This window comes from Microbacterium sp. K35 (assembly GCF_004794375.1).
In the GTDB taxonomy this organism is placed as follows: domain Bacteria; phylum Actinomycetota; class Actinomycetes; order Actinomycetales; family Microbacteriaceae; genus Microbacterium; species Microbacterium sufflavum.
This window is the reverse complement of the sequence record NZ_SSDM01000350.1, coordinates 1-11,171: the sequence shown is the minus strand read 5'-3', so window position 1 is coordinate 11,171 and position 11,171 is coordinate 1. Positions and strand designations below refer to the sequence as shown.

Annotated in this window: 10 protein-coding genes; 8 read left to right on the top strand and 2 right to left on the bottom strand. The window is 69.6% G+C overall.

Features of this window, described 5'->3' with window-relative positions; translation table 11 throughout:
• Together DW299_RS19190 and DW299_RS14145 are read left to right on the top strand one after the other, a co-directional pair.
• Positions 1-605 (top strand): hypothetical protein (locus DW299_RS19190; protein ID WP_168443150.1); only part of this gene is annotated, 605 nt, incomplete at its 5' end.
• A complete protein-coding gene (locus tag DW299_RS14145; RefSeq protein ID WP_136036966.1) occupies positions 602-1,090 on the top strand; it encodes a hypothetical protein in 489 nt (162 codons plus the stop codon). The genes DW299_RS19190 and DW299_RS14145, both read left to right, overlap by 4 nt.
• A gap of 22 nt (positions 1,091-1,112) precedes the next feature.
• Here DW299_RS14145 and DW299_RS14140 read toward each other — a convergent pair whose 3' ends face one another.
• Positions 1,113-1,793 carry a YqaJ viral recombinase family protein gene (locus DW299_RS14140; protein ID WP_136034373.1) on the bottom strand — a complete coding sequence of 227 codons (681 nt, stop codon included), beginning with the start codon at positions 1,791-1,793 and terminating at the stop codon, positions 1,113-1,115.
• Between the two features lie 295 nt (positions 1,794-2,088).
• Between DW299_RS14140 and rplJ the strand changes: the two genes are divergently transcribed.
• Both rplJ and rplL read left to right on the top strand, forming a co-directional pair.
• Positions 2,089-2,577 (top strand): 50S ribosomal protein L10, encoded by a 489-nt coding sequence (rplJ, locus tag DW299_RS14135; protein WP_136034371.1) that lies wholly within the window; start codon positions 2,089-2,091, stop codon positions 2,575-2,577.
• A gap of 48 nt (positions 2,578-2,625) precedes the next feature.
• A complete protein-coding gene (rplL, locus tag DW299_RS14130; protein WP_067194328.1) occupies positions 2,626-3,009 on the top strand; it encodes a 50S ribosomal protein L7/L12 in 384 nt (127 codons plus the stop codon).
• A gap of 72 nt (positions 3,010-3,081) precedes the next feature.
• On the opposite strand, the gene DW299_RS14125 is transcribed toward rplL, so the two are convergent.
• The gene (locus tag DW299_RS14125) at positions 3,082-4,086 is read right to left on the bottom strand and encodes a LacI family DNA-binding transcriptional regulator (protein ID WP_136034369.1); all 1,005 of its coding nucleotides are present in this window, start codon (positions 4,084-4,086) and stop codon (positions 3,082-3,084) included.
• A gap of 286 nt (positions 4,087-4,372) precedes the next feature.
• Here DW299_RS14125 and DW299_RS14120 point away from each other — a divergent pair, with 286 nt between their 5' ends.
• The 4 genes from DW299_RS14120 to DW299_RS14105 all read left to right on the top strand — a co-directional run.
• Entirely contained in the window at positions 4,373-5,689 is a 1,317-nt protein-coding gene (locus DW299_RS14120; protein WP_136036965.1) for an ABC transporter substrate-binding protein, read from the top strand.
• Between the two features lie 108 nt (positions 5,690-5,797).
• Positions 5,798-6,937: a carbohydrate ABC transporter permease gene (locus DW299_RS14115; RefSeq protein WP_136034364.1), complete on the top strand. Its 1,140-nt coding sequence runs from the start codon at positions 5,798-5,800 to the stop codon at positions 6,935-6,937.
• On the top strand, positions 6,934-7,896 hold the full coding sequence (locus DW299_RS14110; RefSeq protein WP_136034362.1) for a carbohydrate ABC transporter permease: 963 nt from the start codon (positions 6,934-6,936) through the stop codon (positions 7,894-7,896). The genes DW299_RS14115 and DW299_RS14110 overlap by 4 nt, the downstream gene beginning before the upstream one ends.
• Positions 7,897-8,289: 393 nt before the next feature.
• Positions 8,290-11,171, top strand: a 2,882-nt coding sequence (locus DW299_RS14105) for a fibrinogen-like YCDxxxxGGGW domain-containing protein (protein ID WP_136036964.1), incomplete at its 3' end; no start/stop codon positions are given.

Below are 11,171 nucleotides of genomic sequence, written 5' to 3'. Positions count from 1 at the left end.
TGGCGCTGCCCGTCTGCCTGGCCCTCGCGGCACCGGCGGCGGCGGTCGCTGCCCCCTCCACCGAGGTGGTGCAGGGCCAGGTGCTGCGCCTGGTCTCGGTCGCGGACTGGGACGCCGCCCGCGACCTGCGACCCGACCGGCCGGTGCAGTGGGACGTGCAGGTGAGCGCCGACGCGCCGGATCCCGGGGTCGTGCGGCTCGGCGTGAGCGCGTCCGGGTCGGCGCGGTTGCGGCTCGACATCGCCCTGTGCGCGGAGCCGTGGCAGGACGCGGTGTGCCCGGCGGGGGCGACGGTCTTGCGGACGGACTGGAGCGTCCCGCGCGACGGCGCCGAGGTGCCCCTCGCCGCCATGCGTGACACCGAGACCGCGCATCTGCGGCTGACGATCGCGCTCGACCCGGCCGACGGCTCCGGCAGCACCGAGGTGCGCGTGCTGGCTCACGGCGCGGGCGAGAGCGCGGCGGTGGGCTCCGACGGTGCGCTCGCGGTCACGGGTCCGTCGCCGTGGCTGCCGCTGGCGGCGGTGGGCGGCGGACTGCTGCTGACCGGGGCTCTCGTGGCGCGGGGGCGTCGCGGAGGAGAGCGCGGGGAGGGGCGAGGATGACACGGCCGTGGCGGCGCACGATCGCCGGTGTCCTCGGGGTCGGGGTCCTGGTCGGCGTGGCGCTCCTGCCCGCGGTGCAGCCGACCGAGGCGCGGTTCACCGATCCGGAGTACGCGGCGGGGTCGTTCACCGCGTCGCAGCTGACGACGCCCACGATCACCTCGTGCAGCGTGACCAACCTGCTCGGCACGTTCACGGGCTTCACGATCACGTGGAGCTCCGGATACCTCAAGCCGCAGCAGCGACTGTCGATCAACAACGTCGCGGTCGACAACGCGAACGTGACGCAGAGCGGCAGCGGCCCCTACTCCGCGACGATCAGCTCCGGTCTGCTCAGCACGCTGCTGGGGAGTCTGCTCGGCTCGTCGAACACGGTGCGGGTCGAGGCCGTCCTGCCCGGCACGGCCTGGGTGTCGCCCGCGGCGACCCGCACGCTGTCGGTGGGCGGACTGCTGGGGCTCGGGGGCAACAACACCTGCACGTGAGGTCGTGCCGGCGGTGCGGCGTTCAGTCGGCGAGGGCGAGGGCGCGGAAGAGGTCGCGCTCGCGCAGCTGCTCGCGGCGGCTCGCGGAATCGTCCTGCGTGCGGGCGGGAACGTCGCGGCCCGTGGTGCGCCGGTACAGCTCGTCGATCAGGGCGGTGGCCAGGTCGACCAGCTTGGCGATCTCGCGGTCGTCGCGGTCGATCCACACGCAGCGAGGCTCGTCGTGCACCGGAGCGAAGTCGACGTGCTCCTCCCACACGAACAGCGTGCGCTCGGCACCGAGCACGTGCTGCTGCCACCAGACCTGTCGCAGGTAGGTGCGCGGGATGCCGCGGAACGCCTTGTTCGTGGTCTTGATCTCGGCGAGGCGGATGCGCCCGTCGGCGTCGACCGCGATCCCGTCGGGCGTGGCGAGGTGGCGGTGCTCCACCTCGGCGCGGAACAGCGCGGAGGAGGGGAGGATCCCGTGCGTGGCTGCGACCCAGGCCGCGATCTCCGGCTCGCGCCGTCGGCCGTGGTCGGTGTACGCGTTGCCGCCGAAGCGGGGCCCGCCGCCCAGCTTGGAGTCGGCGGCACGGGCGATGGAGCGCTCGCTCGTGAGTCCGGCGACGTCGGTCGCGGTGATGCCGCGGGACCGCGCCCGCATCCACGCCACCCGGTCGCGAGAGTCCGCGACGATACGGGCGTGGAGTTCGGGGGTCACCTGAAAACCCTAACCCCGTGCGCCGACGCTCCCTCCCCGCACACGCCGCGTCCCCGCACGGCCGCCGGGGATTTGGGGAGGGGCGCGCGCTGAGGTAGAGTGGGTGGCAACCGAAGACCGCTGGTCATCGTGTGTGCGCAAGCACGCAGGATCGAAGCTCTGCATCGCAGGGGCCCGCGCAGGTGTCACGAACTTTCGAGCTCCGTGCGCTTGCGCCGGAGCTCTTCTCTTTGCAGGGGGTCGGAGGCCGGCGCCCCACCACCGTGCGGCGCCTCGTACACATCAAGGAGTGACCATGGCGCAGAAGGATGCATCGGTCGCCGAGCTCACGAAGTCATTCGAGAACTCGAACGCCGTCCTGCTGACCGAGTACCGCGGTCTGACGGTTGCCCAGCTCAAGCAGCTGCGCAACAGCATCCGTCAGGACGCCGAGTACGCCGTGGTGAAGAACACGCTGACCAAGATCGCCGCCAACAAGGCCGGCATCTCCTCGCTGGACGACGACCTCAAGGGTCCGTCGGCCGTCGCGTTCGTGCACGGTGACTTCGTCGCCACTGCCAAGGCTCTGCGTGACTTCGCCAAGGCCAACCCGCTTCTGGTGATCAAGTCCGGCATCTTCGAGGGCAAGGCCCTCTCTGCCGACGAGGTCAACACGTACGCCTCGCTCGAGAGCCGTGAGGTTCTGCTGGCGAAGGCCGCGGGAATGATGAAGGCGACGATGGGCAAGGCTGCCGCCACCATCGACGCGCTTCGCGAAAAGCTGGAGACCGCAGAGGCCGCGTAAGCGACCGGCGATCTCGTCACCACCACCCCATCTATTAGGAGATACATCATGGCGAAGCTCACCACCGAGGAGCTGCTCGAGCAGTTTGCCGGCCTCACCCTCATCGAGCTGAACGACTTCGTGAAGGCGTTCGAGGAGAAGTTCGAGGTCACCGCTGCTGCCCCCGTCGCCGTTGCCGGTGCCGCCGGTGGCGCAGGCGAGGCCGCTGCCGAGGAGGAGAAGGACTCGTTCGACGTCATCCTCGAGGCTGCCGGCGACAAGAAGATCCAGGTCATCAAGGCTGTCCGCGAGCTCACCTCGCTCGGCCTCGGCGAGGCCAAGGCCGTCGTCGACGGTGCTCCGAAGGCCGTCCTCGAGGGCGCCAACAAGGAGACCGCCGAGAAGGCCAAGGCTGCTCTGGAAGAGGCCGGCGCGACCGTCACCCTCAAGTAATTCCAGCGCACCAGCGCTTCTGCGAAGGCCCCGGGTTCCGCCCGGGGCCTTCGTGCGTCCGGGGAGGGGTGCTCAGCGGGGTGGTGCGGTGGAGCTGCGCACGACGAGCGACGAGGGGGCGGTCACCCGCTCGATGGGGGCCTCCGGCTCCGCCATCCGTCGGATCAGCAGCCGCACGGCCTCGTGACCCTGGTCGCGGGGAGACTGCCCGATCGTGGTGAGGGCGAACATGTCCGCATGGGCGTGGTCGTCGATGCCGACCACGCTGAGCTCGGTGGGCACGGCGATGCCCAGGCGTCGAGCGGCGATGATCGCCCCGATCGCCGCCTCGTCGCAGACTCCGACGATCGCGGTGGGCCGGTTCCGCCGGTCTCCGAGGAGCCCGGCGGTCGCGGCATAGCCCCCGGGCATGGTCGGTGCCGCGCCGACGACGCGGGCGTGGGCGAGCAGGCCCGCCGCGCGGAGCGCGCCGTGGTACCCCTCGAGTCGCTGCGCATCGCCGTAGCTCAGTGCGGCGGCGTCGGTCGCGCCCCCCACGAACGCGATGTCCTCGTGGCCGAGCTCGATCAGGTGCTCGGTGGCGATGCGGGCGGCGGCGGTGTCGTCGATCGAGACCGCGCTCGATCCCTCGCTGTACGGCCCGACGCTGACCAGCGGGCGACCCGTGCGGTGCAGGCGCTCGAGCTCGCGCGCGCTCGGCTGGATGCCCACCGCGATGATGCCGTCGAATCTCCGACCGGGCAGCACGGTCTCGAACAGCCGTTCCCTGGTCTGCGTCCCCTCGGGAACGCCGTACAGCGACAGGTCGTAGTCCACGGAGAGGAGCGACTCCTGCACCCCGGCGAGCAGCTCGGCGAAGAACCAGCGGTCGATGGGCGGCATCACGAGGCCGACGGTCTGCGTGCGTCCGGTCGCGAGGCTCGTGGCGGACGAGTGGGCGACGTAGGCGAGGTCGTCTGCGGCGTCCATGACCCGCTGCCGTGTCTCGTCGGACACGTAGCCGCGTCCGCTCAGCGCCCGGCTCGCGGTGGCCTTGGACACTCCGGCACGCGACGCGACGTCCGCGATCGTGCTCATCGGTCCTCCTCGACCAGGGTCCACTTCGATGTGGGGACGGCGACGCCCGGGCTCGCCGGGTGACAGCGTAGCGGCTCGACCGTGGAAAAGGAACCGGTTCCACACTGATCCGGAGGGAGCGCTCCCATCCGCGACGCGGCGGCGCATCGGAATGGTTGCGAGCTTGTGACCCTTGCGTGTTGTGCGGGGAGCGGGCCGCCAGTATGTTGGCCTGGAATCGGTTCCCTAATCGACGCCGGTGCTGGCGGCGGACAGCGGGACCCTGTACTCGAAGAGGAGAATTCACATGGCTCTGTCACAGCGTTCCCGGCTGGTCGTGCCGCTGGCCCTGATGGGCGTCGCGGGCATCGCCCTCGCCGGCTGCGGGGCTCCGGGAGGTGCGCCGAGCACCGGAGGCGGCGGAGGCGACGACGCCACCGTCACGATCTACGGCACGATCGTCGACTCGGAGGCGGAACTCCTCCAGGAGTCCTGGAAGGACTGGGCCGACGAGAACGGCATCACCATCAAGTACGAGGGCAGCCAGGACTTCGAGACGCAGCTGGGCACGCGCGCCCAGGGCGGCAACCCGCCGGACATCGCGATCTTCCCGCAGCCGGGTCTGTTCGCCGACTTCGCCGACCGCGGCTTCCTGAAGCCCGCCCCGGAGGAGGTCGAGAAGAACGCCAACGAGTACTGGACCGAAGACTGGGTGAACTACGGCACGGTCGGAGACACCTTCTACGGTGCCCCGCTCATGGCGAACGTCAAGGGCTGGATCTGGTACTCGCCCGCCAAGTTCGCGGAGTGGGGCGTCGAGGTCCCCAAGACCCTCGACGAGATGACGGCGCTGACCGAGAAGATCCAGGCCGCCACGGGCACGCCCGCCTGGTGCGCCGGCTTCGAGTCCGGCACCGCGACCGGCTGGCCGGGCACCGACTGGATCGAGGACTACGTGCTGCGCCAGTCCGGACCCGACGTCTACGACCAGTGGGTCACCAACGACGTGAAGTTCACCGACCCGCAGATCAAGCAGGCGTTCGACTCGGTCGGACAGATCCTGCTCAACCCGGCCAACGTCAACGCGGGCTTCGGCGACGTGCGCTCGATCAACTCGACCGCGTTCGGCGACGTGGCACCCAAGCTCGCCGCCGGCGAGTGCGCGCTCACGCACCAGGCCTCGTTCCTGTCGGGCTTCTTCCCCGAGGGCACGAACATCGCCGAGGACGGCGACGTGTGGGCGTTCATGCTCCCCGGCGAGTCCGAGGGCGACACGGCCGTCACGGGCGCCGGTGAGATCGTCGGCGCGTTCAGCGAGTCCGAGGCCACGCAGAAGGTGCTCGCGTACCTGTCCAGCCCCGAGTGGGCCAACAGCCGCGTGAGCCTCGGCGGCGTCACCTCGGCCAACAACGGGCTCGACCCGGCGAACGCCAAGGACCCGATCCTCCAGGAGACCATCAAGATCCTGCAGGACCCGGAGACCACGTTCCGCTTCGACGCCTCCGACCTGATGCCCGGTGCCGTCGGTGCCGGAACCTTCTGGAAGGGCATGGTCGCGTGGGTCAACGGCACCTCGACGGACGAGGTGCTCACGCAGATCGAGACCGGCTGGCCCTCCAGCTGATCCCGGGGGAAGAGGGGCCGCCCCGCACCAGGGGCGGCCCCTCTGCTCCCTCGGCGCCCACATCGACGTGGGCGCCGTGATCCGATCCGCGTGACGTAAGGGGAATCCGTGAACGCGACAGTCTTTTTCCAATGGATCGGCTCGCTCCCGCCGATCCTGCAGGCCGTCGCCGTGGTCATCGCCTTCGCGGTGGTCGTGGCGATCATCCTGCTGCTCGTGGACATCGCTCCACGCCGGGGCACGCAGTACACCATCATCCGGCTGGCGATGTGCCTGCTCATCCCGCTCGCCGTGATGTGGTTCTTCAACTCCTACTACTGGGCGATGGGGGTCGCGGTCCTCGTCGGCGCCGTGTTCTTCTTCCTGGACTACCGGTCCCGCGATGGAGCGGGCTACCTGATCCAGCTCGTCGCCTTCATGGCTCCGGCGATGCTGCTCCTGCTCGTCGGCCTCATCCTCCCGTCGATCCAGACCATGTACACCTCGTTCTGGAACTCCTCGGGCAACACGTTCGTCGGGTTCGCCAACTACGTGTGGATCTTCACGCAGTCGGACGGCATCACCTCGGTCGTCAACACCATCATCTGGGTGCTGCTGGTGCCGACGGTGTCGACGATCGTCGGTCTCGCGTACGCGGTCTTCATCGACAGGACCCGCGGCGAGAAGATCTACAAGGTGCTGGTGTTCATGCCGATGGCGATCTCGTTCGTCGGCGCGAGCATCATCTGGCGGTTCATGTACGAGTACCGCGGACCGGAGTTCGAGCAGATCGGTCTGCTGAACCAGATCCTGGTGTGGTTCGGCGGGACGCCGCAGCAGTGGCTGCTGAACCAGCCGTGGAACAACCTGTTCCTCATCGTCGTGCTCATCTGGGTCCAGACCGGTTTCGCGATGGTCGTGCTGTCGGCCTCCATCAAGGGTGTCCCGGCCGAGCTGCTCGAGGCCGCCGAGCTCGACGGCGCGAACGCGTGGCAGCGGTTCATCTCGGTGACCGTACCGGCGATCCGCCCGGCACTCATCGTCGTGCTCACCACGATCTCGATCGCCTCGCTGAAGGTGTTCGACATCGTCCGCACCATGACCGCCGGCAACTACGGCACGTCGGTGCTCGCGAACGAGATGTACACGCAGTTCTCGAAGTTCGAGGCGGGACGCAGCGCCGCGCTCTCCGTCATCCTGTTCATCCTGGTGCTGCCGATCGTCATCTACAACGCGCGCCAGATCAAGAAGCAGCGGGAGATCCGATGACCGACACCGTAGGCACCGAGACCCCGGCCAGCACGCGCGCCGTCACGACCGGGGGTGGCCTCGACGGCGCCGCCGGACGCGCCAGGAAGAAGCTGTCCCGTCCGTGGGCATCCGCCGCGTCGATCGTCATCGCGGTCCTGTGGACCATCCCGACGCTCGGGCTGTTCATCTCGTCGTTCCGTCCGCGCGACGAGATCCAGTCGACCGGATGGTGGACGTTCTTCACGAACCCGCAGGTCACGCTGGAGAACTACGTCGATGTGCTGCAGTCCGGCACGACGCAGCTGACCATCCTCGAGTCGTTCATCAACTCGATCGCCATCACGATCCCGGCGACCGTGGTGCCGCTGATGATCGCGGCCATGGCGGCGTATGCGTTCGCGTGGATCGACTTCAAGGGCCGCAACGCCCTGTTCATCTTCGTGTTCGCGCTCCAGATCGTGCCGATCCAGATGGCGCTGGTGCCGCTGCTCAGCTCGTTCTCGCGCGGCCTCAACCTGTTCGGTCTGCAGGTGACCCTGCCGCTCGGAGCATCGGACGGCTACGCGCAGGTGTGGATCGCGCACTCGATGTTCGCGCTGCCGCTGGCGATCTACCTGCTGCACAACTTCATGTCGGAGATCCCCGGTGAGATCATCGAGGCGGCCCGCGTGGACGGCGCCTCGCGCGGTCAGATCTTCTTCCGCGTCGTGCTGCCGCTGACGATGCCGGCGATCGCCTCGGTCGCGATCTTCCAGTTCCTGTGGGTGTGGAACGACCTGCTCGTGGCGCTGGTGTTCGCCGACGGAGCGGCCGCGCCGATCACGAAGCTGCTGGCCGAGATCACCGGGACGCGCGGCAACGACTGGTACCTGCTCACGGCGGGTGCGTTCGTGTCGATCATCATCCCGCTGATCGTGTTCTTCGCGCTGCAGCGCTACTTCGTGCGCGGCCTGCTCGCCGGGTCTACCAAGGGGTAGTCGAGACAGGAGCGCTCGCCGGAAGGGGCCGGTCACCGTCGCGGTGGCCGGCCCCTTCCGTGTGTCGCGGACGGGCTCGGCGGTGCGTCCCGGCGGCGGCATGCAGGAACTTCACATGATCGGAACGGGTGTCTCTGCGTAATGGAACGCTCCCGATCCCGTCTCATGGCATAGGGACGATCTGGGGACGTCCGCTCGGGGGTGGAGCGATCCGGTCCGGATGTTTGGGGCATCCGGTCCGGCAGTCTGCAGTGTCGTGTCTGCGTTTTGCCGTGGCAGGAGTGTGCCGCGGCGGCGCGTCCGCAGCGAGAGCTGATGTCGGAAGCCAGAAAGACACAACAACAGATGAACATCGTGGGGAATCGCGCGCGCGCCTGGGGAGGCCGCGCGGTCATGGGGGCTGCGATCGCAGCCCTCGCAGTGGTGGGCGCCCTGCTCACGCCGGGCGCGGCGTCGGCGGTGGTCGCCTCGGGCCCGGACGGGCGCACGCAGGAGACGGCGGCGGCGTCGTGCTGGGAGATCAAGCAGAACAACCCGGCGGCGGCGGACGGCGTGTACTGGCTGGTGACGCCGGGCCTGGTCTACCCGCAGCAGTTCTACTGCGACCAGACGACCGACGGCGGCGGGTGGGTGCTCGTGGGCCGGGGTCGGGAGGCGTGGAAGGAGAGCTACAACGGTCTCGGCACGCCGGAGCAGGTGGCGAACGCGCCCACGGGAACGGCCGCGTTCGCTCCGGCCGAGCTGCCCGCCAAGACCGTCGACGGCCTGCTGAACAACGGCCGCCCCGATGCTCTGCCCGACGGGATCCGCGTGCGGCGCGCGACCAACGCCGCGGGCAGTGCCTGGCAGGAGGTGCGGTTCTCGCTCGCGAAGAGCGACCGCTGGGAGTGGACCTTCGGCGCCAAGCACGACCTCGCCGACTGGGGCTTCGGCATCAGCGGCGGCATCGACACCACGGGAACCGGTGGCGTGACCGCCGCCTTCAACGACGACGCGGGCATGAACAACGTCGTGTTCTCGCAGCGGGCCACGCACGGCTACCGGATGGGCTGGGCGTACGGCTCGGCGGTGACCGGCACGACGGAGGCGTCCTCCTACCTGTGGGCTCCGGCGGGGCAGGGGTACGCGACGCCGTTCGCCCAGGTGTTCCTGCGGCCGCAGCTCACCCTGTCGACGCTCGACTTCGGTGCCGTCCCGACCACGGGCACGCCCGCGAGCACGCTCCCGTCGATCCCGAGCTCGTACGCCGTGAAGACGTCGTGGGGGGTCTCGGGGCTCGCCAACGGCCAGTCCGGAGAGACGAACGTCGAGGTCTCGGACTTCGGTGAGGTCGCCGGGAAGGTCTTCGTCGGCGGCAACTTCCTGAACGTGCAGCAGACCAAGGACGGCGCGGGGCAGACGTCGCAGCCGTACCTGACGGCGTTCGACGTGCACACCGGCGCGTGGGTCCCGACCTTCCGGCCGAAGCTCGACGGACAGGTGAAGTCGGTGCAGGCGCTGCCGGACGGCCGGCTGGCGATCGGCGGGCAGTTCTCGACCGTGAACGGGGTGGCGCAGCCGGGACTGGCGATCCTCGATCCTGCGACCGGGCAGCTCTCGGGCTGGCAGGTCAAGGTCGAGCACCGCGCGACCGGTGCGGTCCCCTTCGTCCGCGACCTGGACGTGCAGGGCGGCTACCTGTACGTCGCCGGTTCGTTCACGCACCTGACCTCCGTCGGCACGACACCGACGACGGGCGGCGCGTGGAACGGCGGCCGTATCGTGCTGGCCACCGGCAAGCCCGACACCGCGTGGAACGCGAACCTCAACGGGACGGCGGCCTCGGTCGACGCGAACGCCCAGGGCGACCGCGCGTACTTCTCCGGCTACTTCCTGATGAAGTCGTCGACCCCGGCGCCGTCGGCCGCGGTGCTGCAGACGACGGCGGGCGCACCGCTGGCGACCACCTGGACGCCGGAGTTCAGCGACGACCGCAAGGACGAGAACGGCGCGTACGTCAACGCGGTGTGGCAGCTCGGCATCATCGAGGTCGACGGGCGCGTGTGGATGGGCGGCTCGCAGCACTCGATGTTCTCGTACGACCGGAACACGCTCCAGCGCGTGGGCGGTTGGATCACGCAGGTGGGCGGCGACATGCAGACGGTCGAGACCAACGGCTCCGTGGTGATCGGCGGCTGCCACTGCGGGGACTACGTCTACGACGACGCCTACAGCCAGACGCTCGTCGGCGGATTCAGCCGGGCGGACAAGATCAATCTGGTGGGGGCGTGGGACGCGAAGTCCGGCACCTACATCCCGGACTGGTCGCCGATGGTGGAGGCGCGAGCGGGGTACGGCGCGTGGGGGACGTTCTTCGACAGCACCGGCACCCTGTGGGTGGGTGGCGACTTCAACCGGTCGCAGCTTCCGGGTGGTGCGGAGCAGTGGTCGGGCGGGTTCATCCGCTTCGCGCCGCGGGATGCGGTGGCGCCGACGACCCCGGGGGCGGTGTCGTCGACCCCATCGGCAGACGGGAAGACGGCGACGCTGACGTGGGGCGCGTCGACGGATGCGGGTTCGGGTGTGACGTACGAGGTGCTGCAGGGCAACCGTGTGATCGCCTCCACGACCTCGGCCTCGTACACCGTGCCGGTGACCTCGACCGCCGCGAACTACTTCGTGCGGGCGCGGGATGCGGTGGGCAACCGGTCGGCGTCGACGGCGGCGTTCACGGTCGCTCCGGCCCCGGCGAACGCGCTGACGTTCGTGGGCAACGGGGACTCGTGGTCGTGGCGGTACTCGTCGGACGCGCTGCCGGCCACGTGGAACGCGACCACGTTCGACGCGTCGTCGTGGCCGGTCGGGAAGGCGCTGTTCGGGCGGGGCGTGTCGGGGGCGGCGACGAACATCGATCCGTCGAACCTGGCGACCAAGCCGTTGAGCGCGCAGTTCCGCAAGACGTTCACGGTGACCAGTGCGGCGAGCGTGACGAATGCGAAGGTCTCTCTCATCGCGAACGACGGCGCGGTGGTGTACCTGAACGGCCGTGAGCTCGGGCGGGTGCGGATGCCGGCCGGCACCGTCACGCAGAACACCTACGCGACGGCGGCGGTGACGCAGTCGTCGGCGGCGGGCACGCGCGCGGTGTTCACCGTTCCGGCCGGCGCACTGTCGGAGGGCACGAACGTGCTGGCGGTGTCGGTGCACGCGAACTACCGCACGACCGCGGATCTCGGGTTCGATCTGGCGTTCACGGCGGAGCGGGGCACGGCTCCGGCTCCCGCACCGGGCCCGGT

Excerpts from the sequence above, each read along its gene's own strand:
- DW299_RS14145 (WP_136036966.1), top strand. The coding sequence starts at position 602 with ATGACACGGCCGTGGCGGCGCACGATCGCCGGTGTCCTCGGGGTCGGG.
- DW299_RS14110 (WP_136034362.1), top strand. The coding sequence starts at position 6,934 with ATGACCGACACCGTAGGCACCGAGACCCCGGCCAGCACGCGCGCCGTC.
- DW299_RS14125 (WP_136034369.1), bottom strand. The coding sequence starts at position 4,086 with ATGAGCACGATCGCGGACGTCGCGTCGCGTGCCGGAGTGTCCAAGGCC.
- rplJ (WP_136034371.1), top strand. The coding sequence starts at position 2,089 with ATGGCGCAGAAGGATGCATCGGTCGCCGAGCTCACGAAGTCATTCGAG.
- DW299_RS14120 (WP_136036965.1), top strand. The coding sequence starts at position 4,373 with ATGGCTCTGTCACAGCGTTCCCGGCTGGTCGTGCCGCTGGCCCTGATG.
- rplL (WP_067194328.1), top strand. The coding sequence starts at position 2,626 with ATGGCGAAGCTCACCACCGAGGAGCTGCTCGAGCAGTTTGCCGGCCTC.